The sequence below is a fragment of the Ruegeria sp. HKCCA5426 genome (assembly GCF_013034585.1).
Taxonomy (GTDB): Bacteria; Pseudomonadota; Alphaproteobacteria; order Rhodobacterales; family Rhodobacteraceae; genus Ruegeria.
Genome location: NZ_WQGH01000012.1, coordinates 24,203 through 45,196, shown reverse-complemented (window position 1 = coordinate 45,196; position 20,994 = coordinate 24,203). Strand labels below are relative to the sequence as shown.

Annotated in this window: 28 protein-coding genes; 15 read left to right on the top strand and 13 right to left on the bottom strand. The window is 57.7% G+C overall.

Going from position 1 to position 20,994, the window contains the following annotated elements:
* Positions 1-9: 9 nt before the first annotated feature.
* Both cbiB and GOV87_RS17460 read right to left on the bottom strand, forming a co-directional pair.
* Positions 10-930, bottom strand: a complete 921-nt coding sequence (cbiB, locus tag GOV87_RS17465; protein ID WP_171212626.1) for an adenosylcobinamide-phosphate synthase CbiB — start codon at positions 928-930, stop codon at positions 10-12.
* Positions 927-1,892 (bottom strand): threonine-phosphate decarboxylase, encoded by a 966-nt coding sequence (locus GOV87_RS17460; protein ID WP_171212625.1) that lies wholly within the window; start codon positions 1,890-1,892, stop codon positions 927-929. The genes cbiB and GOV87_RS17460 overlap by 4 nt, the downstream gene beginning before the upstream one ends.
* A gap of 183 nt (positions 1,893-2,075) precedes the next feature.
* Between GOV87_RS17460 and GOV87_RS17455 the strand changes: the two genes are divergently transcribed.
* Complete coding sequence (locus GOV87_RS17455) at positions 2,076-2,438, top strand: response regulator transcription factor (protein ID WP_171212624.1); 363 nt, start codon at positions 2,076-2,078, stop codon at positions 2,436-2,438.
* On the opposite strand, the gene GOV87_RS17450 is transcribed toward GOV87_RS17455, so the two are convergent.
* The gene (locus tag GOV87_RS17450) at positions 2,420-3,409 is read right to left on the bottom strand and encodes a glutathione S-transferase family protein (protein WP_171125301.1); all 990 of its coding nucleotides are present in this window, start codon (positions 3,407-3,409) and stop codon (positions 2,420-2,422) included. The two genes, GOV87_RS17455 and GOV87_RS17450, sit on opposite strands and share 19 nt — an antisense overlap.
* Before the next feature lie 213 nt (positions 3,410-3,622).
* Between GOV87_RS17450 and GOV87_RS17445 the strand changes: the two genes are divergently transcribed.
* Complete coding sequence (locus tag GOV87_RS17445; RefSeq protein WP_171125300.1) at positions 3,623-3,976, top strand: hypothetical protein; 354 nt, start codon at positions 3,623-3,625, stop codon at positions 3,974-3,976.
* Between the two features lie 35 nt (positions 3,977-4,011).
* Here the strand turns inward: GOV87_RS17445 and GOV87_RS17440 are convergent, their stop codons facing one another.
* Positions 4,012-5,184 (bottom strand): MalY/PatB family protein, encoded by a 1,173-nt coding sequence (locus GOV87_RS17440; protein WP_171212623.1) that lies wholly within the window; start codon positions 5,182-5,184, stop codon positions 4,012-4,014.
* Positions 5,185-5,278: 94 nt separating this feature from the next.
* Here GOV87_RS17440 and def (GOV87_RS17435) point away from each other — a divergent pair, with 94 nt between their 5' ends.
* From def (GOV87_RS17435) to GOV87_RS17415, 5 genes are read left to right on the top strand one after another with little or no spacing between them, the layout of a single operon-like run.
* Positions 5,279-5,797, top strand: a complete 519-nt coding sequence (gene def / locus GOV87_RS17435) for a peptide deformylase (protein ID WP_171125297.1) — start codon at positions 5,279-5,281, stop codon at positions 5,795-5,797.
* Entirely contained in the window at positions 5,794-6,288 is a 495-nt protein-coding gene (gene def, locus GOV87_RS17430; protein WP_171212622.1) for a peptide deformylase, read from the top strand. The genes def (GOV87_RS17435) and def (GOV87_RS17430) overlap by 4 nt, the downstream gene beginning before the upstream one ends.
* A 43-nt stretch (positions 6,289-6,331) precedes the next feature.
* Positions 6,332-7,246: a methionyl-tRNA formyltransferase gene (fmt, locus tag GOV87_RS17425; RefSeq protein ID WP_171212621.1), complete on the top strand. Its 915-nt coding sequence runs from the start codon at positions 6,332-6,334 to the stop codon at positions 7,244-7,246.
* Positions 7,247-7,252: 6 nt separating this feature from the next.
* Complete coding sequence (locus GOV87_RS17420; RefSeq protein ID WP_171126860.1) at positions 7,253-7,489, top strand: hypothetical protein; 237 nt, start codon at positions 7,253-7,255, stop codon at positions 7,487-7,489.
* 1 nt (position 7,490) lies between these two features.
* Entirely contained in the window at positions 7,491-7,727 is a 237-nt protein-coding gene (locus GOV87_RS17415) for a GlsB/YeaQ/YmgE family stress response membrane protein (protein ID WP_171212620.1), read from the top strand.
* 52 nt (positions 7,728-7,779) lie between these two features.
* On the opposite strand, the gene GOV87_RS17410 is transcribed toward GOV87_RS17415, so the two are convergent.
* The 6 genes from GOV87_RS17410 to GOV87_RS17385 form a co-directional block, all read right to left on the bottom strand.
* The gene (locus GOV87_RS17410) at positions 7,780-8,403 is read right to left on the bottom strand and encodes a trimeric intracellular cation channel family protein (protein WP_171212619.1); all 624 of its coding nucleotides are present in this window, start codon (positions 8,401-8,403) and stop codon (positions 7,780-7,782) included.
* Positions 8,400-8,867, bottom strand: coding sequence for a ribonuclease HI (gene rnhA, locus GOV87_RS17405; RefSeq protein ID WP_171125287.1), 468 nt, complete (start codon positions 8,865-8,867; stop codon positions 8,400-8,402). Before rnhA ends, GOV87_RS17410 begins: the two co-directional genes overlap by 4 nt.
* A complete protein-coding gene (locus GOV87_RS17400; protein ID WP_371808138.1) occupies positions 8,860-9,447 on the bottom strand; it encodes a class I SAM-dependent methyltransferase in 588 nt (195 codons plus the stop codon). The genes rnhA and GOV87_RS17400 overlap by 8 nt, the downstream gene beginning before the upstream one ends.
* On the bottom strand, positions 9,444-9,896 hold the full coding sequence (locus GOV87_RS17395; RefSeq protein WP_171212618.1) for a DUF3429 domain-containing protein: 453 nt from the start codon (positions 9,894-9,896) through the stop codon (positions 9,444-9,446). The genes GOV87_RS17400 and GOV87_RS17395 overlap by 4 nt, the downstream gene beginning before the upstream one ends.
* Positions 9,893-10,843, bottom strand: a complete 951-nt coding sequence (ispH, locus tag GOV87_RS17390; RefSeq protein WP_171212617.1) for a 4-hydroxy-3-methylbut-2-enyl diphosphate reductase — start codon at positions 10,841-10,843, stop codon at positions 9,893-9,895. Before ispH ends, GOV87_RS17395 begins: the two co-directional genes overlap by 4 nt.
* 187 nt (positions 10,844-11,030) lie before the next feature.
* The gene (locus GOV87_RS17385) at positions 11,031-11,603 is read right to left on the bottom strand and encodes an NYN domain-containing protein (protein ID WP_058278950.1); all 573 of its coding nucleotides are present in this window, start codon (positions 11,601-11,603) and stop codon (positions 11,031-11,033) included.
* Positions 11,604-11,743: 140 nt separating this feature from the next.
* On the opposite strand from GOV87_RS17385, the gene folK reads away from it, so the two are divergent.
* The 5 genes from folK (at position 11,744) to GOV87_RS17360 (ending at position 16,380) form a co-directional block, all read left to right on the top strand.
* The gene (gene folK / locus GOV87_RS17380; protein ID WP_171212616.1) at positions 11,744-12,313 is read left to right on the top strand and encodes a 2-amino-4-hydroxy-6-hydroxymethyldihydropteridine diphosphokinase; all 570 of its coding nucleotides are present in this window, start codon (positions 11,744-11,746) and stop codon (positions 12,311-12,313) included.
* Between the two features lie 94 nt (positions 12,314-12,407).
* Positions 12,408-12,761: a DNA-directed RNA polymerase subunit omega gene (gene rpoZ, locus GOV87_RS17375; protein ID WP_142639234.1), complete on the top strand. Its 354-nt coding sequence runs from the start codon at positions 12,408-12,410 to the stop codon at positions 12,759-12,761.
* A 26-nt stretch (positions 12,762-12,787) separates the two neighbouring features.
* Positions 12,788-14,920, top strand: coding sequence for a bifunctional (p)ppGpp synthetase/guanosine-3',5'-bis(diphosphate) 3'-pyrophosphohydrolase (locus GOV87_RS17370; RefSeq protein WP_171212615.1), 2,133 nt, complete (start codon positions 12,788-12,790; stop codon positions 14,918-14,920).
* 16 nt (positions 14,921-14,936) lie between these two features.
* Positions 14,937-15,635 carry a DUF2062 domain-containing protein gene (locus tag GOV87_RS17365; RefSeq protein WP_171125277.1) on the top strand — a complete coding sequence of 233 codons (699 nt, stop codon included), beginning with the start codon at positions 14,937-14,939 and terminating at the stop codon, positions 15,633-15,635.
* A complete protein-coding gene (locus GOV87_RS17360) occupies positions 15,628-16,380 on the top strand; it encodes a pyridoxine 5'-phosphate synthase (RefSeq protein WP_171212614.1) in 753 nt (250 codons plus the stop codon). Before GOV87_RS17365 ends, GOV87_RS17360 begins: the two co-directional genes overlap by 8 nt.
* Positions 16,381-16,390: 10 nt before the next feature.
* On the opposite strand, the gene GOV87_RS17355 is transcribed toward GOV87_RS17360, so the two are convergent.
* On the bottom strand, positions 16,391-17,239 hold the full coding sequence (locus GOV87_RS17355) for a PHB depolymerase family esterase (protein WP_171212613.1): 849 nt from the start codon (positions 17,237-17,239) through the stop codon (positions 16,391-16,393).
* A gap of 123 nt (positions 17,240-17,362) precedes the next feature.
* Between GOV87_RS17355 and acpS the strand changes: the two genes are divergently transcribed.
* The 3 genes from acpS to rnc all read left to right on the top strand — a co-directional run bounded on the left by acpS (position 17,363) and on the right by rnc (position 19,353).
* Complete coding sequence (acpS, locus tag GOV87_RS17350) at positions 17,363-17,764, top strand: holo-ACP synthase (RefSeq protein ID WP_171212612.1); 402 nt, start codon at positions 17,363-17,365, stop codon at positions 17,762-17,764.
* Positions 17,765-17,839: 75 nt separating this feature from the next.
* Positions 17,840-18,679, top strand: coding sequence for a signal peptidase I (gene lepB / locus GOV87_RS17345; protein WP_171125269.1), 840 nt, complete (start codon positions 17,840-17,842; stop codon positions 18,677-18,679).
* Positions 18,676-19,353 carry a ribonuclease III gene (gene rnc, locus GOV87_RS17340; RefSeq protein WP_171125267.1) on the top strand — a complete coding sequence of 226 codons (678 nt, stop codon included), beginning with the start codon at positions 18,676-18,678 and terminating at the stop codon, positions 19,351-19,353. Before lepB ends, rnc begins: the two co-directional genes overlap by 4 nt.
* A 3-nt stretch (positions 19,354-19,356) precedes the next feature.
* Here the strand turns inward: rnc and GOV87_RS17335 are convergent, their stop codons facing one another.
* On the bottom strand, positions 19,357-20,115 hold the full coding sequence (locus GOV87_RS17335) for a hypothetical protein (protein WP_171126850.1): 759 nt from the start codon (positions 20,113-20,115) through the stop codon (positions 19,357-19,359).
* Entirely contained in the window at positions 20,112-20,873 is a 762-nt protein-coding gene (locus GOV87_RS17330) for a hypothetical protein (RefSeq protein WP_171212611.1), read from the bottom strand. Before GOV87_RS17330 ends, GOV87_RS17335 begins: the two co-directional genes overlap by 4 nt.
* Positions 20,874-20,994: the final 121 nt, after the last annotated feature.

The window sequence follows — 20,994 nt, the reverse complement described above, 5'->3', positions numbered from 1 at the left end:
GTGGCACCGTCAGAGAATAAAACTAAGCCCAGCCCACACCGACACGAGGCCCAGCGCAAGCCCCCAAACGGTCCACAGCATGTTACATGCGCGGAAAACCTCCGGTGCACCGATCTCACGCGGGGCGTCGCCGTTGACCCATGCCAAATCCCGAAGCTTTCCATCATAGCTGCGCGGCCCGGCAAGTGCGACGTTCAAGGCACGGGCCATGGCGGCCTCGGGCCAGCCTGCGTTTGGCGAGATATGGCGCCGCGCGTCTGAGGTGATTCCTTGCCACTGCGCCCATTGACCAGATTGCACGACGATCATGACGCTGGTCAGGCGGGCAGGGATCAGGTTCAGAACATCATCCAGACGGGCGGCGGCCCAACCAAACTCAAGATATTTTTCTGAGCGGTAGCCGATCATGCTGTCGGCCGTGTTGACCGCCTTGTAGATCAGCAGACCCGGCAGCCCGGCAACCAGAAACCAGAAGGCGGGCGCAATGACACCGTCGCTCAGGTTTTCGGCGGCACTTTCGATCGCTGACCGCGCGACTTGTGCCTCGGTCATGTCGCGTGTGTCCCGTGAGACAATCATGGCCACTTTCGCGCGCCCTTGGTCAAGCGAGGCGTTCAGCCCCTCGGCCACATCTCGCACATGCGTCACAAGGGATTTCTGCGCCAAGAGAATGGCGCAGATCACAAGCTCAACCAGGGGGCCAAGCATGGCCAGTGCGCCTCCGAGTATCATTGCGCCGATGACCAGTAGGATGACCACGGCGACCCCTTTCAGGCGCCGGTGCCCGCCATTGTTCAATCGTTTGTCCAGCAGGCCGATAAGGTTACCGATCATCACCGCGGGGTGCCTTACCCGGGACCACACCCAATCCGGCTCCCCCAGTGACGCGTCCAGACACATGGCGCAGACTAGCAGAAAAGCGGTGCTCACAGCGCGGTCTCCAGCCGTGCCCAGCCATTTGCAGGTGGAAGCCCCAGCCGCAGGTAGGTTTGCGAATAGGGGAAGATGCGGCTCCAGATATGCGCATGGGCCAGACGGTCTTGCCAATCGGCGGCCTTGTCGACCGCATAAAGACGGAACAGCGTGGTTCCCCCCACAAGCCGCGCACCCTTCCGCGTCAGAAGGGTATCCAGCCTGATTGTTTCCTCGGTCAGGCGTTGGCGTGTGGCGTCGGCCCAAGCTGTATCGCTCAGGGCTCGTTCTCCGATCCGCAGGGCGGGACCGGAAACGGCCCAAGGTCCGGTCAGGTCGTTCAGGCGGGCAATCAGGTTCGGGTCGCCGATTGCGAAGCCAAGGCGTAATCCCGCCAACCCCCAGAACTTGCCAAAGCTTTTCAGTACGATCACACCCGGTTTTGTCGCCAAATGGATCAGAGACGCTTCGGGGCTGACATCGCAAAAGCTTTCGTCAATCACGGTTAGTGGGGCATTTGCGTCGGCTTCGGTCCATATCCGCCCATCAGGGTTGTTTGGGTGTACGATAACGCGGGCTTCGGCCGGGCCGTCGGACTGAATTGACCATCCATGCGCTGAAAAAGCGGCTGCGTGTTCATTGTAGGTGGGCGGCGTGATGTGAACCCGCCCGCGCGGTGCAAGATCGGGTATGCGTGCAATCAGGGCGGAAGCGCCAGGTGCGGGTAAAATATCAGCCTCGTCAGGAACGGACCAAAAACGCTGCGCGGCACTGGTCAGGCGTTCAAACGCGCCGTGGTCGGGAAGCGCGCTCCAATCCGAGGGCGTCAAACCCGTGACATCATAAGGATGCGGATTGATCCCGGTCGAAAGATCCATCCAATGGCCGCGTGCCCCACCATAGGATTCGATTGCCCCGTCTAGCCCGCCGCCATGATCCCGTTTGGATCGGGGGTTCAAGATATCGTTATGGGTTGTCATCGTGAAGCTCGTTGGAATCCTTGATTTCGGTCCGTTTCAAGCGGATTTTCGCCGTCGGCACAAGCAAATCCACGCGATCCGGAAGCCCTGCAGATACCGTTAACAGTTTGTTAAGGAAATCGCGTGATCACAAATTACAGGGGCCAGCACTGTTTGTTCTACGTTGCCCCGAGGTTGTCGCTGATGAATGTTTTGATTTTAGAGAGTAACCCCGATCTTGGTCGGGTCTGGAAAAGGCATCTGGAGCGTCAGGGCGCTGAGGTCACGCTTGTGGCCGGGCAAGAGGCCGCGATCCTTGCGCTTTATGGCGCAGAGTTTGACATCATTGTGTTGGACCTTGTGCTGGAAACCGGCAGCGCTTTGGCTGTTGCCGACTTCGCCAGCTATCGCCGCCCCGAAGCGCGGGTGATATTTGTCACCAACACCACGTTTTTCTCGGACGGGTCGATTTTCGCGCATAGCCCAAATGCCTGCGCCTATGTCCAAAGTGAAACGCCGCCAGAGGATCTGGCGGCGATGGTTGAACATTACGCGGCGGGTCGCTGACCGCGACCGTGTGGTTCCATGTAGTCCAGCACGGGGTTCACCGGGATAATCCGGTGCGGATTTATACTGTCGTGACTATAGTGGTAGTGCCGCACGATATGGTTCATGTTCACGGTCTTAGCGACACCGGGCCATTGATAAAGCTCGCGGGTATAGGCCCACAGGTTCGGGTAATCGACCAGACGGTTTCGGTTGCACTTGAAATGCAGGTGATAGACGGGGTCGAACCTGATCAAGGTTGTGAACAGCCTCCAATCAGCTTCTGTAACGCGATCTCCCATAAGATAGCGATGGGTGCTCAGGCGGTTTTCCAGCCAGCCCAGTGTTTCAAATAGCGGCCCAACAGCCGCGTCATACGCTTGCTGACTGGTTGCGAACCCTGACTTGTACACGCCGTTGTTGACGTCAGAATAGATACGCGCGTTGACCTCTTCGATATCGTCACGCATAGCCTCGGGCCAGTAATCGTCGGTGTTTCCTGTGATCCCGTCGAAGGCCGAGTTGAACATGCGGATGATCTCGGAACTTTCATTCGAAACAATGGTTTCCTGGGTATTGTCCCATAGAATTGGCACCGTAACGCGGCCCGAATAGGCGGGATCGGCCTTGGTATAGACTTGATGGGCGAACTCCAACCCAAAGAGCCCGTCCCCTGTGGCGCCATGGTCGTCTGTTTCAAACGTCCAGCCTTTTTCCATCATGTCAGGATGTACCACTGAAACCGAGATAAGGTCAGTCAGCCCCTTCAATTCGCGAAAGATCAACGTGCGGTGTGCCCACGGGCAGGCGAGGCTGACATAGAGGTGATAGCGATCCGGTTCGGCCTTGAAACCCCCCTTGCCGGACGGACCTGCGCTGCCGTCTGCCGTTATCCAATTGCGAAACTGCGCTGCACTGCGTTTGAACGCCCCGCCTGTGGACTTGGTGTCATACCATGTGTCGTGCCACTTGCCGTCGACCAACAGGCCCATGCTCTGATCCTCCGAATTGAGATGTCAAAGAACATAGGCGGTCGCCTTAAAGGTTCCTATGCGAGGCGACGCGCATATTACCTGCGCCTGCGCACAAGTCCGGTTGGGATTTCCGTGCAACAAGTTGAAATCCAAACGCTCTTGGTGACCAGCTTTACTGGATTTTTACATTCCGACCCTCACAATAGGACTCTGCTGCGGGGGAAATTTGCAATGACGACCTATGTTTCAAAGGAAATGAGTGCCGAATTGGATGCGGCACGAATCGCGGGATTGAAAAAGACAAGCCGACTTCGTGTTCAATTTGGCGACAATACGTTCAAAATCCTGCGATTGTGGAAGGATGGCTTTACCGTCGAAGCTGAAACGACACCTCAGCTTCGTGGTCTGGTCGATATTTATGATGGCGCAAATCACCTCTACCAGTGCCTGATCATCGCGGATCAGGACGAAGCCGGTGAAATGCGGTATGAATTCAAGCGCAGCACTGCTGCCTCGGACAAGGCCCCGCTGGATTTCTACCGCGATCCCGATGCCCCGATAGCTTTGCTGGGGCACAAGGATTGATCCATTGCCCAACGGATGACGCGTTAGGCTTGGATTTACTGCAAGTCAGAAAAAGCGTGTTTCAGTCTGTTGCATGCCTCTTCCACGCGGCTGCGTTGGGTTGCCAGGTTGAACCGCTCGAATGTCTCGCCACCCGGACCAAATCCGGGGCCGGGCGAGGTCGCGATCTTGGCGTCCTCACGTAGGCGGCGGATAAATTCAGGGTGGTCCATTCCGGTTCCTGAAAAATCGACCCAAGCCAGAAAAGTCGCCTGAAGTGGCATGGACCACAGGCCGGGGATATCTGCGATGGCTGCGTCAAAAAGCTTTCGGTTACCGTCAAGATGCGCAACCTGTTCGTCGACCCATGCGGCGCCTTCGGGCGAATAGGCCGCCATGATCATCGCCACGCCCAAAGCGCTGGGCGCATAGTCAAGGGTGCCGAGGCGATGAACCATCGCCGCGCGCAGTTTTGGGTCGGGAATGATCATGTTGCCGGTGCGTTGACCCGCAATGTTGAACGTCTTGGAGGCCGCCGTCAGGGTCACCGTCCACGGCCGTGCATCGGGCGCGGCCACGTCCATGGGGACAAAGGTGCTGCCGGGGTAGACCAGGTCATGGTGAATCTCATCAGAGACCAACACAAGGCCATTGCGTTCAGCAAAGGCTGCCACAGCGCGCAACTCATCCGCAGTCCAAACCCGACCGGAGGGGTTCTGGGGTGAACACCACAGAAGCATCTTTTCTGTCCCGTCCAAGCGCGACTGCGCGTCGTCCAGATCAATCGTGTAACTGTCGCCCTGTCGTGCCAGCGGGCATTCTACCACGCGGCGGCCGGATTTGTTCACCTTGTGGGCGAACTCATGATAGACGGGCGTGAATATGACCACGCCGTCCCCGGGCTCGGTCCACACATCCAGACACAGCGCGATCGCGTTGCCCAGCCCTTGCGAGGTCAGGACCCAATCTGTGTCAATGTCCCATGCATGACGGTTTTTCATCCACCATTGGACCGAAGTCAGATAGTCAGGGTGCGCCCACGAATACCCGAAAACACCGTGATCCGCGGCCTTTCGAACGGCTTCGATAACGCAGGGTGCGCTGGGATAATCGGAATCTGCCGTCCACATCGCCAGCCCGTCCTGCGGTGAAATACCGTAAAGTTTCTCTAGCTTGTCCCATTTTGAACTATAAGTGCCCCGGCGGTCGATCAGGTCGTTGAACGTCATGTCTTCTCCATCTGTCGGCTGGAAAGCTAGCTACAATTTTGGCAGGTGCAAGGGGGGCGTTGCGGCGGGGCGTGTGATGGCCTAAATCAACCCCATGAAACGCTCAATTCTTATTCATCCCGACCCCCGACTGAAAAAGGTCTGCGCCCCGGTGACCGACCTGTCGGACGAGCTGCGTCAACTGGCCGATGACATGCTGGAAACCATGTATGACGCCCCCGGCATTGGGCTGGCCGCGCCGCAGATTGGCGTGCTGGATCGGCTGATCGTGATGGACTGCGTCAAGGAAGAGGGCGAGGAACCGCGCCCGCTGATCATGTTCAACCCCGAGATCATCGCATCGTCGGACGAAACCAACGTCTATGAGGAAGGTTGCCTGTCGATCCCCGAGCAATTTGCAGAGGTGACCCGACCCAAAGTCGTCGAGGTGGCGTGGATTGACCGCGACGGCAATGCGCAGCAGGAAACATTCGATGACCTCTGGGCGACCTGCGTGCAGCACGAGATTGACCATCTGAACGGCAAGCTGTTCATCGACTATCTAAAACCGCTGAAACGCCAGATGATCACGCGCAAGATGCAAAAGCTGAAACGTGAAAAGGCGCGCGCATGACCGTTCGTACCTGTCTGCCATGGCCCGACAAGCGCCTGCGTACCAAGGCAGAGGTTGTGAGCGAAATCACCGACGATATCCGCGCGATCTGGGATGACATGGTCGACACGATGAAGGCGATGCCCGGCGTGGGCCTTGCTGCGCCTCAGATCGGCGTGATGCTGCAGTTGGCGGTCGTGGATGGTTCGACCGAGCGGGGCCGGGCCGTGCGACTGGCGAATCCCGAGATTCTGCACAGCTCGATCGAGATGCGTGAACATGATGAGGCCAGCCCAAACCTGCCCGGCGTGTCGGCCGAAGTGAAACGACCTCGTGCGGTGACCGTCAAGTTTCTGAATGAACAAGGCATGATCGACCGCCGTGATTTTGTCGGGATCGAGGCGACAAGTGTGCAGCACCAGATCGACCATCTGAACGGCCGCATGTATTTCGACCGGCTCAGCAAGGTCAAACGCGACATGCTGCTGCGCAAAGCCAAGAAACTCGCGTAGGCCGGGCTTCAGCCCGGCACCGCCCAAGCCTCGGAGCCCTGTCATGCGCATCATCTTCATGGGAACGCCCGAATTCTCGGTGCCGGTGCTGGATGCGCTGGTTGAGGACGGGCATGAGATTGCCGCCGTGTATTGCCAGCCACCGCGCCCGGCGGGGCGAGGTAAGAAAGACCGCCCGACCCCGGTGCATGCGCGAGCCGAGGCGTTGGGCCTGACTGTACGCCATCCTGTTTCTTTGAAGTCCGAAGAAGAACAATCCGCTTTCGCTGCGCTGCAAGCTGACGTCGCCGTCGTTGTGGCATATGGCTTGCTGTTGCCTCAGCCTATTCTGGATGCGCCGCACCTTGGCTGCCTGAACATCCATGCCAGCCTTTTGCCCCGCTGGCGAGGGGCCGCGCCGATTCACCGTGCAATCATGGCGGGTGATGCACAGACCGGTATCTGCATCATGCAGATGGAGGCGGGGCTGGACACCGGCCCTGTCCTGCTGCGGCGGGCCACCGATATCCGAGATCAGGAAACAACCGACCAACTACATGATCGGCTTTCTGAGATGGGCGCGGGTCTGATCGTTCAGGCGTTGGCCACCTTGCCTGACCTGACGCCGGTGAACCAGCCCAACGACGGTGTGACCTACGCCGCCAAGATCGACAAATCCGAAGCGCGCATCGACTGGACACGCCCGGCGGTTGAGGTCGATCGCCAGATACGCGGATTGTCACCCTTCCCCGGTGCATGGACCCTGGTTGAAGGCGAGCGGATCAAACTTCTGGCCTGCTGTCTGACTGAGGGACAGGGCACCCCCGGTCAGGTTCTGGACGACGCGTTGTGTGTCGCTTGCGGAGAGGGGGCCGTGAAGCTCCTGCGCTTGCAAAGGGCGGGCAAAGGCGCGCAGGATACAGAAACGTTCCTGCGCGGTTGGCCAATCCCGGCCGGTACGCTGTTTCAATCGGAGTAACACCGCATGTTCATGATCCTGATGGGCACAATTGTGATCGCCGGGATCGTTGGATACCTGTCCGAAAAGACCGGTTTCACGCATAACGGATATGTGCCTTCGATCATCATATGCATTGGTGGAGCGTTTCTATTTTATTTCTTCCGTATCATGTTCGGCATCAGCTTTGGCGCGCCCGGTCTGAATGCCGTGATCTCATCCATTGGCGCGCTGATCATCGTGCCGACGCATTGGAGGAAATGACATGCCCGTAATCGCTCTGATCGTGATCGGCGCGGCCGCAGGGTTTCTGGCCACGCGTCTGATGCGGATCGAGGCTGACATTCCGACAACGATGCTCATTGGCATAGTCGGCGCGCTGGTCGGAGGGTTTCTGCTGCGCACATTGATAACGGTTGCAGGGTGGCTGTCCGGTTTTGTCGGAGCTGTTTTGGGCGCATTACTGGTGATCTGGATCTGGCAAAAATATCAGCGCCGCTGATCTGCGTGTCCTCTGTTCGCTTAACCTACAATACGTGACCCAAGCCTCGTTGCTAACGACGCGGTGGTCTGCTTTTGTAGACTGGCAATCGCCAGCCAAACAGCAGCGATCCAGCCCTGAGGGCCCAGCAGACAAGGGCACAGGTGGAAAGAGCGGCAAAGGTGTCCAGCCCTAAACGGGTTGCTAATACGGCCGTCAGAGCACCAGCAAAGGCGCAAGACACATAAAGCTCGCCCTGTTTCAGAACCAGCGGGACCTCATTGCAGACCACGTCGCGCATCAATCCGCCGAGGCAACCTGTAATGATCCCCATCAGAACAACGATGACGCCGGAATGACCCAGTGACAACGCAGCCGCCGTTCCTGCGGCGACGGCAATGGACAATGCAAAACTGTCCAGCCAGACCAGCCAGTTATACCGACTTTCCATCAGGTGCGCGGTGAAAAACACCAGCGCGGCGGCACCCGTTGCGATCAGGATGTAATTTGGCTGGCCAACCCAGAAAACAGGGTGCCGGTCCAGCAGGAGATCACGCACTGTTCCGCCGCCAACCGCAGTCAGGCAGGCAATGAACGCAAAGCCCACCAAATCCAACTGCGCCCGGCTTGCAACCAAGGCGCCCGTCAACGCGAACACAAAGACCGAGGCATAGTCCAGCAGTGCCAGACCGCTCACGCCTTTTCCTTTTTTGGCTTGAACGGAGCCATGCCCGCACGGGCCAGTTCGTCGGCCTTTTCGTTCTCGGGGTGTCCGGCATGTCCTTTGACCCACTCCCACGTCACGTCGTGGCGGGTCTGCGCTTCGTCCAGTCGTTGCCACAGATCGACATTCTTGACGGGCTTTTTGTTCGAGGTCTTCCAGCCATTGCGTTTCCAGCCGAAAATCCAGCCGGTCACTCCGTTCTTTACATAGGCGCTGTCTGTAACGACCGTGATCTTCGAGGCCCGCTCCAGTGTTTCCAACGCGCTGATCGCGGCCAGCAATTCCATGCGGTTATTGGTAGTTTCGGCCTCTCCGCCGTTCAGCTCGCGTTCTTTCAGAACGGTGTCGCCATCCATCGCGCGCAGCAACACACCCCATCCGCCGGGGCCGGGATTGCCGGAACAGGCCCCGTCTGTATAGGCGAACAGTTCAGGCATGGGCGAGCACCAGAATGAAGCCGTCGTATGACCCGGCCAGCCCCGCTCCGACGCCAGTGGTGATCTGGTCGATGGTAAATCCGGTGGTTGCAAGGGCCTCTTCGATCTCGGTCTGCGAGAAATAGGTATAGAACCGATCCAGGTCGTCGCGATGTTCCCCCGTGCCGAGTTTCAGGCCAAGGAAGAAAACGCCCTGAGGTTTCAAAGCGCGGTGGATCGCCGTCAAATGACGTGGGAAATCTTCGCGCGGGGCGTGCAAAAGTGAAAAGCTGGCATAGATGCCATCATACTTAGAAACCTCGGTCACGTCATCGAACGTGCCGAGATGTGCATCTATGCCATTTTCCAAGGCGTGATCGACAAAGGCCTGTGTTGCGTCCAGCGCGCGAACCCGCAAGCCTTCGCGCTGCAAGAACGCACTGTCTGAACCGGGACCAGAGCCGAGGTCCAGAACATAGCCACCATTCACGACGGCTTCGGCAAAGGCCATGCGGGCTTCGATCTGTTCGGGGGGCAGGGGGATACTCAGGTATTCTGCAACGCGGGTTGTGTAAGCATCGATCGTTCTTTTATCGGTCACAGGTATACTCCGACGGCAAGGCAGGCCAAGACAACGGCCGTCAGCAACATGCGCAACCGCATCCACCAGACCGGGGTCAGTCGCCAGTATGAAAACATTGCGTCCAATAAAAGCAACCCGGCAAATCCGTACATCAGGTTTGTTCCGGCGCTGACTGGGCCGCCGCCTGTCTTGAAGAACGCCCATAGCGCAGGCAGGACCGAGAGCGTGTAGCAGGTTGCTGCTTTGCTGGCCGACGTTTTGGTCGCGAAGCCCCACAAAACGCCTGACATGAAGCTCAGGATGACCGAACCGTAGAATAGCTGGATATACGGCCCAACAAACCGAGGCCCCAGCGCCTGTTTCCCCCAGTCGTTCAGATCACCGTTCAGGTAGGTCAGAGCACCCCAGATGAACGGGATGAGACCGGCTAGTCCAAGGAGCAGGGGGGCTTTTGGTATTCCGCTCATGCGGGTTCCCGCAGCACGCGCGGGACTTTGAATTCAACGTTTTCGACGGCCGTTTCCACCATCTCGACCGTCACGTCATAGTGATCGCGGAAGGCATCTATCACGTTGTTCACCAACACTTCGGGGGCCGATGCACCCGCCGTGATTGCAATGCTGGAGATTCCTTCCAGCGCACGCCAGTCGATATCGGTCGCGCGCTGCACGAGCTGGGCATAGTCACACCCAGCGCGCGAGGCAACTTCGACCAGACGCCGTGAATTGGACGAATTGGGTGCCCCCACCACCAACAGGGCGTCGGATTTTGGCGCAACGGCCTTGACCGCTTCCTGCCGGTTGGTCGTCGCATAGCAGATGTCTTCCTTATGCGGTCCGACAATCGCCGGGAACCGGGCCTGAAGCGCCGCGATAATGTCTTTTGTGTCGTCGACAGACAGGGTGGTCTGGGTCACAAAGGCCAGCTTTTCGGGGTTGCGAACCTGAACCGTAGCAACATCTTCGACCGTTTCGACCAACAGCACTTCGCCCGCTGGCAGCTGGCCCATGGTCCCAACCGTTTCCGGGTGCCCCTTGTGCCCGATCATGATCATCTGAAGACCCGCGTCCGAGTGGCGCTGGGCTTCGACATGGACCTTGGAGACCAAAGGACAGGTCGCGTCCACATAGATCATTTCGCGCCGTGTCGCCGTTTCCGGGACCGATTTCGGCACGCCATGGGCGGAAAAGATCACTGGCCGGTCATCAGGGCATTCGTCCAGTTCCTCGACAAACACCGCTCCTTTGTCGCGCAGCCCGTCGACGACAAATTTGTTATGCACGATCTCGTGGCGCACATAGACCGGCGCACCCCATTTTTGCAGTGCCATTTCAACGATCTTGATGGCCCGGTCGACACCGGCGCAGAACCCGCGCGGCGCGGCAAGGTACAAAGTCAGCGGGGGCTTGTTCATGTCACGGTCTCCTTAAGGCCACAGGTAAGTCTTTTCCCGGCCTTGGTCCAGACAGGACTGCGTCATTGATCTGACATGAATCAGTGCTAGCCAAGAGGTGTTTTAGCACCTGTCTTTAGTTAAAGAAGCGCGGTCAGGTGATAAACCTGACCGCGCCGTTTTCAACTCGGTTGTGAGTGACCGGGTGTTACTGCCCACCGGCCGCAACGCTGCGCGGTTCCATGGGCATCTCACGCGGAGGGCGGCCGATCACGTCGCGCAGGTCCTCCAACTCGATGAAGTTGTCCGCTTGGCGGCGCAGTTCGTCCGAGATCATCGGCGGCTGGCTGCGAATGGTCGAGACGACCGATACACGCACGCCCTGACGTTGCAGGCTGGCAATCAGCGGGCGGAAATCCCCATCGCCCGAAAACAGCACGATATGATCCACGCGTGGTGCCAGTTCCATGGCATCGACGGTCAGTTCAATGTCCATGTTTCCTTTGACTTTCCGACGCCCCATGCTGTCGGTGTATTCCTTTGCCGGTTTTGTCACCATGGTGAAGCCGTTGTAATGCAGCCAGTCAACCAAAGGACGGATCGGCGAATACTCGTCGTTTTCCAAGAGCGCTGTGTAGTAGAAAGCTCTGAGCATCTTACCGCGACGCATGAATTCCTGACGCAGCAGCTTGTAGTCGATATCAAACCCAAGCGCTTTGGCGGCCGCATAAAGATTCGAGCCGTCGATGAACAGCGCTAGCCGTTCGTCTTTATAAAACATAAATAGTTCCTTCCGGTACAAACCAGAACGCCGGGTGTTACGTGAGTGAGTCTAGGAAATAGGCGGCGCGCTGATACGCCTATAATTAGGGCATTTAATGTGTATCGCAAGTATGCAATTCACCGAATATAGGGAGTAGAATGCGCAAATTTTCGTCAAAAGTGGTGATCGCACTAGGTGCAAATCTCAATTTGAGGGATCAAGGACCCAAGGTGACACTGGAAAAGGCGCTTGACGCGATACCGCGTCAGGGGGTGCTGATTCGCGCGGTCAGCCGGTTTTTCGAGACGCCGTGTTTCCCAGCCGGAGCGGGGCCGGATTATGTCAACGCGGCCGCGCTGATCGAGACTGACAAGACCCCGGCAGAACTTTTGCATCTGTTGCATGAGGTCGAGCATGACCACGGCCGCCAACGGGTTCAGCGCTGGGGAATGCGCACACTGGATTTGGATCTGGTTTGCTATGACGATCAGGTGCTGCCCGATCGCGATGGGTATGAGCGGTGGAGAACCTTGTCCGCGGAAGACCAAAAACAACAGGCGCCGGATCAGTTGATCCTGCCGCATCCCCGTCTTCAGGATCGGCCTTTTGTATTGGTGCCCATGGCAGATGTCGCCCCGGATTGGCGTCATCCGGTGCTGGGTGGAACCGTGCAGGAAATGCTGGCAGACCTTCCTGCGGACGATGTCGCGGCAGTCACCCCAATGTGAACGGTGCATTTGCAGCATTTCCTGCTTGTCAAGGCGGGGATTCGCGCTTAGATAAACCTCTTCCTGACATGGATTCAGTAACGGAGAGCGCCCTATGGCCCGCGTGACGGTTGAAGACTGCGTAGACAAAGTGCCAAACCGGTTCGAGCTTGTGATGCTTGCCGCCCATCGTGCGCGCGAGATTTCCGCTGGTGGCCCGATCACCGTGGACCGCGACAACGACAAAAACCCTGTCGTTTCGCTGCGCGAGATCGCGGACGAAACCCAAAGCGCGGATGAGCTGCGCGAGCGCCTGATCGAAGCCAACCAGACCCAGATCGAGGTTGACGAGCCGGAAGAAGACCAGATGGCTCTGCTGATGGGTGCGGAAACCGATAAGCCTGCGGACGACGATATGTCCGAAGAAAAGCTTCTGCGCGCTCTGATGGAGGCTCAAGGCCAGGGGTAATCCCCTCGAACGAAGGTGCGGACCGGATGATTTCTGCAGACGATCTGATTGCGCTGGTCCGCAACTACAACCCTAAGACAAATGCAGACCGCATCGCCCGGGCTTATGAGTTCGGAAAGCAGATGCATGAAGGCCAGCTCCGCCACTCGGGAGAGCCTTATTTTACCCACCCCGTTGCCGTTGCCGCCATCCTGACCGAACAGCGTCTGGATGATGCAACGATCATCACGGCCCTTTTGCATGACACAATCGAGGACACCAAGGCCAATTACGGCAAGGTGTCTGATCTGTTCGGGGATGAGGTCGCCAAGCTGGTGGACGGTGTCACCAAGCTGACGAACCTGCAGCTTTCCAGTCGTGAAACCAAACAGGCCGAGAACTTTCGCAAACTGTTCATGGCGATGTCCAAGGACTTGCGGGTTATTCTGGTCAAGCTGGCCGACCGCCTGCACAACATGCGCACGATCAAGGCGATGCGCCCCGAAAAGCAGGTGCAAAAGGCGCGCGAGACGATGGATATCTACGCGCCGCTTGCAGGCCGAATGGGGATGCAATGGATGCGCGAGGAGCTGGAAGACCTCGCCTTCCGCGTTTTGAACCCCGAAGGCCGCCAGTCGATCATTCGCCGTTTCATCACATTGCAGCGTGAAACCGGTGACGTGATTCATCGCATCACGGGCGATATGCGGCGCGAGTTGGAAAAGGCCGGGATCGAAGCTGAGGTGTTTGGCCGCGCCAAGAAACCTTATTCGATTTGGCGCAAGATGCAGGAAAAGGATCAGGGCTTTTCGCGCCTGTCTGATATCTATGGGTTCCGCATCATTACGCAGACTGAGGAAGATTGCTACCGGACGCTGGGCGCAATTCACCAGCGGTGGCGTGCGGTGCCGGGGCGGTTCAAGGATTACATCAGCCAGCCGAAATCGAACGGGTACCGCTCGATCCATACAACCGTGTCGGGGCGGGACGGTAAACGGGTCGAGGTTCAGATTCGTACCCGTCAGATGCATGACGTTGCCGAAACAGGTGTGGCCGCGCATTGGTCTTATCGCGATGGTGTGCGTTCGGAAAACCCGTTCGCCGTCGATCCGGCCAAGTGGATTGCCAACCTGACCGAACAGTTCGACAGCGAAGAGGATCACGAAGATTTCCTCGAGGCGGTCAAGTTGGAGATGTATTCCGACCAGGTGTTCTGCTTCACGCCCAAGGGCGACGTGGTCAAGCTGCCGCGCGGGGCAACGCCGATTGACTTTGCGTATGCAATCCACACCCGGATCGGGTCCGCCTGTGTTGGCGCCAAAGTGGACGGCATCAGGGTTCCGTTGTGGACACGGATCAAGAATGGGCAATCGGTGGATATTATCACCGCCGACGGGCAAACTCCGCAGGTCACATGGCTTGAGATCGCAGTGACCGGGAAGGCCCGAACCGCCATTCGCCGTGCCTTGCGCGAAGTGGACCGTGAACGGTTCATCAAGCTGGGCAAAGAGTTGGCGCGGTCCGGCTTTGATCACGTCGGACGCAAAGCGACCGACAAAGCCTTGGATACGGCCGCCAAGCATCTTCGTTTGAAAGACCGCCACGAATTGCTGGCGCGGCTTGGCAGCGCGGAACTGACTGCCCATGATGTGGTCAGTGCGGTTTATCCGGAACTGACACAGGATGACGGCGACGCGATCCCGTTGCGCCGTGCTGTGATCGGTCTGGAGCCGGGGCAGAAATTCGACCGCGCGCCTTGCTGTCAGCCTCTGCCGGGTGAGCGGATCGTGGGCATTACCTATCGCGGGAAAGGCGTTGTGGTCCACGCCATTGATTGCGATCGCCTGACCGAGTTTGAGGGCGAGCCCGACCGTTGGGTCGATCTGCACTGGCATACCGGAACGCACCCGGCTGTTTATGGTGCAACCCTGGACCTGACCATTGGCAATGACGCCGGGGTACTGGGGCGTATTTGCACATTGATCGGCGAGAAAAAGGCCAATATTTCAAACTTGGAATTTGTCGACCGCAAACCGGATTTTTACCGTTTGTTGATCAATGTCGAACTTCGGGATCTGGAGCAATTGCATTCGCTGATGCTGATGCTTGAGGCCGAAAGCGACGTTGCCGCGGTCGAACGCTACCGGGACAGGACCAAAACCGCCGTGGCGGCTGGCTAGGAAGGGGTGATCAGGAGTGGTTTTCAAGCGCCGAGATCGACGCTCGCCTGTCCAGATCGCATCCGAATTCGTCTATCCCCGAGGCGGATGGACGCGCGCTTTTCACTACGTCAAACATCGGGTCCGCCGCCTACCGGATTCGCCTGAACGTATTGCGCGCGGGATTGGGGCAGGGGTCTTTGCAGCGTTCACCCCTTTTTATGGACTGCACTTTGTCGTGGCCGCGGTGTGCGCGCGTTTGATCAACGGCAACATTCTGGCTGCGCTCAGCGGGACATTCTTTGGCAACCCGTTGACTTATGTACCTATCGGAGTGGTTTGCCTGCAGACGGGCCATTTCCTGCTTGGGACCGAGTTTCAGGAAGGCGACACGCAGGGACTGATGGGAAAATTCGCCAATGCCCTGCGCGATCTGAAAGACAACCTGATCGCCATGTTCACCGACCGGGTCGCGGATTGGCACGGGCTTGGCATCTTCTATCGTGAGGTGTTCTACCCCTATCTGATTGGCGGAATTCTTCCGGGTCTTTTGGCCGCTGCGATTTGTTATTACCTCAGCCTGCCTTTGATCCGCACCTATCAGCAGCGCCGCCGCGACAAGATCAAGGCAAAGTTTGATGAAATCAAACGGCTGGCCGAAACCAAGACTGCCGTTCCAGTTTCAAACGCACTAGGCTCGGCCAAAAGTTCGGAAAAGGAATCAGGCGATGTCTGACAATCATTTGCGTCTGGGCGTGAACATCGACCACGTGGCGACCATTAGAAATGCGCGGGGCGGGGCCTATCCCGATCCAATGCGCGCCGCAAAACTGGCAGAAGAGGCTGGCGCAGACGGTATCACCGCTCATCTGCGCGAGGATCGCCGGCACATCGTTGATGCCGATATTGAAGCGTTGATGGATGCGCTGACCGTTCCGCTAAATTTTGAGATGGCCGCCACGCCCGAGATGCAGAAGATCGCCCTGCGCCACAAACCGCACGCTGTTTGTATCGTCCCCGAAAAGCGAGAGGAACGCACCACCGAGGGCGGACTTGAGGTTGCGCGCGAGGAAAACAAGCTGGCGCATTTCATCGCTCCGCTACGGGACGTCGGCTGCCGTGTGTCCATCTTTATCGCCGCCGACCAACGCCAGATCGAGGCCGCCCATCGCATCGGTGCCGAAGTGATCGAACTGCACACCGGTGCATATTGCGACGCCTTTGCCGAGGGCCACATGGACGAGGCCAATCGTGAACTGGAAAGCCTGCGCGAGATGTCGGCTTTCGCCCATTCGCTGGGCCTTGAGGTCCACGCAGGCCACGGCCTGACCTATGACACAGTTCAACCTATTGCCGCCTTCCCCGAGGTGCGCGAGCTGAACATCGGTCATTTCCTGATCGGCGAAGCCATCTTTCGCGGCCTCACCCCCGCCATTGCCGAGATGCGCAGGTTGATGGATGAGGCGCGGAGCACAAGCTGAAACGGTGCCTCTACCGAGTGGCGGGAAGTTCGATGAACCATTGCGCCACTTGGTCCGCCCAATCGGCCTGTCGACCATGGCCGTGTGGCCCTAACGCCAACGTGACCGACCCCCCTTTACACTTGGTCCATCTTTTTTCCCAAGTTGATGAATTTGTATCCACCGCATTTGCCATTTGGCCGCATTCGTTGGTGCGGGTCAGCAGTTCGACAGACTTGAGAACACTTCCTTGTTCAAATTCATACCCGCCGAAAACCACGAACCTGCCTTCCAGCGGTACAGTGCGATCCGCAAATCCATGTGAGTGATGCATGTGCACCGGGCCGCTGCACCGTCGCCACATCGGTTCCCAAAACGCGCCGGATGCGGATGCGTAGGCAGATGCAAAGTCGTGCGAATAACAGGCCTTGTCCCAGACCATTGAGCCGCCACGGGAATACCCGGCAAGTAAAATTCTATTAGCGTCCAGGCCAAAACGATTTACGGCGTCTGCTTTTATGTCTTCCAGTGCCTTCAAATCATCTCTGGGCCAGCGATGGCCATCGTGAACACCCCAGTCCAGAACTTTGGGGTTTCCGACATCTGCTTGTCCATTTGGAACGATGACCGCAATTCCCCTTTCAATAAAGGGGGTTGTGAGGTTGGATCGTTTGACTGCCGAGTCGGCGGTGGCGGCATATCCGTGCAGGTAGATTACGCTTGGGGCATTTTGCGGTACCTCTGGCAAGACGACCCTGTAGGTAAGCTGCCCAACCTGACATGGATTATCCTCTTCACCGCAGTCCTGATTTTGCGCCGTGGCGATGCTGGCCAACGGTAAGATGGCCGCCACAATTCCCCAGAATAGTCTGTTGAACATCTCCAAAGCCCTCTGCTGGGACAATTTGGTCAATGCTTATCACAAAATAGCGCTGACCCACCATCTGCTTGCCAAGCCAGTCAAATTACCGTTGATTGTCGCCATTGCTAAATTGAGAAACCAATGATCCTCGGCATCGGCACAGACCTCGCGAATATCGAACGTATCCAGGGCACGCTTGACCGGTTCGGCGACCGGTTCCGCAACCGCGTCTTCACTCAGATTGAGCAGCGCAAGGCCGAGAACCGTGCCGACACAGCTGGAACCTATGCCAAACGCTGGGCAGCGAAAGAAGCGTGCTCCAAGGCGCTGGGCACCGGTCTGCGTATGGGGATCGCGTGGAAGGATATGTCAGTCACCAATCTGAAAACCGGTCAACCGGTCATGCATGTGACGGGTTGGGCGGCAGAACGGCTGCGTGAGATGACCCCCGAGGGCCATGAGGCAATCGTCCACGTCACGCTGACCGATGATCACCCCTGGGCCCAGGCCTTCGTAGTGATCGAGGCGCGCCCGCTTCAATAACGCAGCGCTCAGCCTTGACTAACCTTGCCGCGCCACGCATGTAGCACCCCAACAAACCAAGGACCGGAGAGCAGTATGGCCGAGGACGTCAAAACCGGAAATCCCGTGTGGGAGACGATCAAAACCATCGTCTACGCGCTGTTGATCGCAGGTGTTTTCCGCACGCTGTTCTTTCAGCCCTTCTGGATTCCGTCCGGCTCGATGAAACAGACCCTGTTGATCGGGGACTTCCTGTTCGTCAACAAGATGGCCTATGGGTATTCTTATGCGTCCTGCCCCAGCCTGATTATTCCCAGCGTTGGCCTGAATATCGACGCCGAAGAAATCTGTGGATGGATGCAGGGCGAGGATAACACGCGTATTTGGGGCACTGAGCCAGAGCGCGGCGATGTGATCGTGTTCCGCCATCCGGTCAACGGGCGCGACTATATCAAGCGCCTGATCGGTTTGCCGGGCGATCGTATTCAGATCCGTGAAGGGCAGATCATTCTGAACGGCACCCCGGTCCCGCAGAAGCCCGACGGGGTATTCACCGAAATCTCTGAACCTCAGGGATCGCAGGGATTGAGACCACGTTGCGAAAACGGTCCGGTTGGCTTTGGCGGTCTTTGCGAAAAATCCCGAGTGATTGAGACGTTGCCCAATGGCGTGTCTTACGATGTGCTTAATATCGGCAATCAGGGATCGGACAATACCGGCATCTATACCGTGCCCGAGGGTGAATATTTCTTTATGGGCGACAACCGTGACAACTCTAGCGACAGCCGCCTGCCGGTATCGGCCGGGGGTGTTGGGTATGTCCCCTACGAAGACCTGATCGGTCGGGCCGACCGTATCATGTTCTCGTCCGCTGGCCGGTCTATGCTGTTCTTCTGGACTTGGCGGGGCGACCGGTTCTTCAAGGCGGTCAATTGAAGCTATCGGCTGAAATAAAAGCTTTTCAAAAGCGGTTGGGGTACGAGTTCTCGAACCCCGAACTGCTGGTACGCGCGCTGACCCATGGATCAGTCTCGTCGCCGACACGACCAGATAATCAGCGGTTGGAGTTTCTGGGCGACCGGGTTTTGGGTCTGGTGATGGCAACGGCGCTTCTGGAAAGCGACAAGAAAGCGTCCGAAGGGCAGCTTGCCCCGCGGTTCAACGCCCTTGTCCGAAAAGAGGCCTGTGCGGACGTGGCGCGGCAGATTGATCTGGGCGCGGTGTTGAAACTGGGCCGGTCCGAGATGCTGTCCGGCGGTCGTCGCAAACAGGCCCTGCTGGGGGATGCGATGGAAGCGGTTATTGCCGCGGTCTACCGCGATGCCGGATTTGAAACAGCGGCCGAGGTTATCCTCAGGCTGTGGGGTGACCGGATTCACAATGTCGAAGAGGATGCGCGCGACGCGAAAACCTCTTTGCAGGAATGGGCGCAGGCGCGGGGCCAGAAACCCCCGTCCTATGTCGAAATCAAGCGCAGCGGCCCGGATCATGCGCCGGTTTTCACCATCGCAGCCCGCCTTCAGGACGGAACCGAGGCGCAGTCAACGGCTGGATCAAAGCGTCAGGCAGAGCAGGCAGCCGCAAAAGCGCTGTTGGACAGGCTGACCTGATCGCTAAGGTGCGGGCGGCAGTTTTCCCTGCTCTTGCAGAACCTTCAATATGCTCAGGATCGTATCTGGGCTGACATCGAAAGACCCATCCAGCGCAACGCCAATCCCCCCGTCGCCAATTTCCACCGTGCCACCGGCGTCATAGCGCGGGTCAATGGATGAAAGTTCTGGCGGAAGCGTTGGACAGATTGAGTTGCGCTTTAGCAGGGCGTCAGCGGCCTTTTCGGTGATGCTGCGGGCATCGCTCAAAAACCCCTGCTTTGTGTTGGGATCAAGGATCGGGGTTTCAAGGGTCAACTCCAAACCGGTCAAATCAAAATACACGCACTGGTTTTGCACCTGAGCAGACGCGGTTCCGGTAAATGTGATCGTATTCGCGGCTATGCTGTCCTGCCGTTTGGGAGGCTGCCCGAGTTGATGATCGCAGCGGAAGGCCTCCATCTTGACGCGGCCTTCCACATTCACATCGCGCCCGAAGGCAGACAGATCAAGGCTGTCCAATGTTACGTCGGCATTACACAAGTCGGATAATTCAGTGTTTCTTAGGCCCTGTATCAACGCGGCTTGGATATCCCGCAAATCCAGAAGGGCATCCACCGAGATACGGGTTGGTGATACCTCTTTCAACGTCAGGTTCAACTGGTACGGAATTTCAGTGCCATCCGATCCCAAGGTCCGCTCAAACTCGAGCTGCACGTCACGGGCATCCGCTGGGTGGAAGCCCAGACAGAAGCCAAGGGCAAGGGCAAAGTACCGCTTCATTCCACCACCCCGAACCCTTGCTTTTCCTGTAGCGCCGCGATTAGGTCCAACAGCGTTCCTGCACTGGTATCAACCGAACCGCTAAGTGCAGCACCCACGCCGCCGCTGCCGATTTCTCTGATCCCGCCAGAGGTAAAGCGCGGCTCCAACCCTTTCAATTCACTTGGAAGCTCTGGGCAAACGGGGTTTTCCGCCAATAATTCGGCGCCTTTTTCAAGGATCAAGAGGCGGGCTTTTGCCGTCAGCCCGATCATGTCAGAGACAGTTCCGACAAACCCCTGTAAGTCCAATTCAACATCTTCCAGACGTAATTGAAGACAGTTCCGTTCAACTGCGGCAGAAGCTTTGATCATGACGTCCACATTCTGCCCGAACAGCAAAACACCTCGGTAGTGCGTTTTGGGATCATCGGTGTCGCAGGCATAGAATTTGGCCTGAACCTGTCCATCCGCCACCAAGGCATCTGCCTGGGCTGACACTTGTGAAACGGCCAAAGCGAATTTTTGCTGGCAGGTTTCCTTCAGAACGCTTGAAAACAGCCACGGCGCGAGGTCCTGCAGTGAACGAAGATCCAAAAACGCGTCCATACCCAACCGGGTTTCGCCAGCGTCTTTGAGGGACACAAAAAGAGTATAAGGAAGGTCCTTGCCTTTGACCTGCACGGTTTCGGCGATGCGAAACTTCACGGTCTCGGCATGTGCCGGTCTAACGGCCGTAGATACTGAGCAAACCAGAACAGTGAACATTCCGGCAAACATGCTGCCCGTCCAATGCCTGATGCCGACGAAAGCTGAAAACACGTAGTCCACCTGTAATATGCAACTTTAGGCTAGCAGAGAATTTTACACGCCGCTGGCCTTTTTTCGGGGAATGTAGATC

Bases quoted from the DNA above. Each gene is read 5' to 3' on its own strand.
- GOV87_RS17415 (WP_171212620.1), top strand. From the start codon at position 7,491: ATGCCCGTAATCGCTCTGATCGTGATCGGCGCGGCCGCAGGGTTTCTG.
- GOV87_RS17370 (WP_171212615.1), top strand. From the start codon at position 12,788: ATGATTTCTGCAGACGATCTGATTGCGCTGGTCCGCAACTACAACCCT.
- ispH (WP_171212617.1), bottom strand. From the start codon at position 10,843: ATGAACAAGCCCCCGCTGACTTTGTACCTTGCCGCGCCGCGCGGGTTC.
- GOV87_RS17335 (WP_171126850.1), bottom strand. From the start codon at position 20,115: ATGAAGCGGTACTTTGCCCTTGCCCTTGGCTTCTGTCTGGGCTTCCAC.
- def (WP_171125297.1), top strand. From the start codon at position 5,279: ATGAAACGCTCAATTCTTATTCATCCCGACCCCCGACTGAAAAAGGTC.
- GOV87_RS17420 (WP_171126860.1), top strand. From the start codon at position 7,253: ATGTTCATGATCCTGATGGGCACAATTGTGATCGCCGGGATCGTTGGA.
- rpoZ (WP_142639234.1), top strand. From the start codon at position 12,408: ATGGCCCGCGTGACGGTTGAAGACTGCGTAGACAAAGTGCCAAACCGG.
- GOV87_RS17455 (WP_171212624.1), top strand. From the start codon at position 2,076: ATGAATGTTTTGATTTTAGAGAGTAACCCCGATCTTGGTCGGGTCTGG.
- GOV87_RS17360 (WP_171212614.1), top strand. From the start codon at position 15,628: ATGTCTGACAATCATTTGCGTCTGGGCGTGAACATCGACCACGTGGCG.
- GOV87_RS17445 (WP_171125300.1), top strand. From the start codon at position 3,623: ATGACGACCTATGTTTCAAAGGAAATGAGTGCCGAATTGGATGCGGCA.
- lepB (WP_171125269.1), top strand. From the start codon at position 17,840: ATGGCCGAGGACGTCAAAACCGGAAATCCCGTGTGGGAGACGATCAAA.
- folK (WP_171212616.1), top strand. From the start codon at position 11,744: ATGCGCAAATTTTCGTCAAAAGTGGTGATCGCACTAGGTGCAAATCTC.
- rnhA (WP_171125287.1), bottom strand. From the start codon at position 8,867: ATGCCTGAACTGTTCGCCTATACAGACGGGGCCTGTTCCGGCAATCCC.
- fmt (WP_171212621.1), top strand. From the start codon at position 6,332: ATGCGCATCATCTTCATGGGAACGCCCGAATTCTCGGTGCCGGTGCTG.
- GOV87_RS17355 (WP_171212613.1), bottom strand. From the start codon at position 17,239: ATGTTCAACAGACTATTCTGGGGAATTGTGGCGGCCATCTTACCGTTG.
- GOV87_RS17395 (WP_171212618.1), bottom strand. From the start codon at position 9,896: ATGAGCGGAATACCAAAAGCCCCCCTGCTCCTTGGACTAGCCGGTCTC.
- GOV87_RS17460 (WP_171212625.1), bottom strand. From the start codon at position 1,892: ATGACAACCCATAACGATATCTTGAACCCCCGATCCAAACGGGATCAT.
- GOV87_RS17440 (WP_171212623.1), bottom strand. From the start codon at position 5,184: ATGACGTTCAACGACCTGATCGACCGCCGGGGCACTTATAGTTCAAAA.
- GOV87_RS17385 (WP_058278950.1), bottom strand. From the start codon at position 11,603: ATGTTTTATAAAGACGAACGGCTAGCGCTGTTCATCGACGGCTCGAAT.
- def (WP_171212622.1), top strand. From the start codon at position 5,794: ATGACCGTTCGTACCTGTCTGCCATGGCCCGACAAGCGCCTGCGTACC.
- GOV87_RS17330 (WP_171212611.1), bottom strand. From the start codon at position 20,873: ATGTTTGCCGGAATGTTCACTGTTCTGGTTTGCTCAGTATCTACGGCC.
- GOV87_RS17450 (WP_171125301.1), bottom strand. From the start codon at position 3,409: ATGGGCCTGTTGGTCGACGGCAAGTGGCACGACACATGGTATGACACC.
- acpS (WP_171212612.1), top strand. From the start codon at position 17,363: ATGATCCTCGGCATCGGCACAGACCTCGCGAATATCGAACGTATCCAG.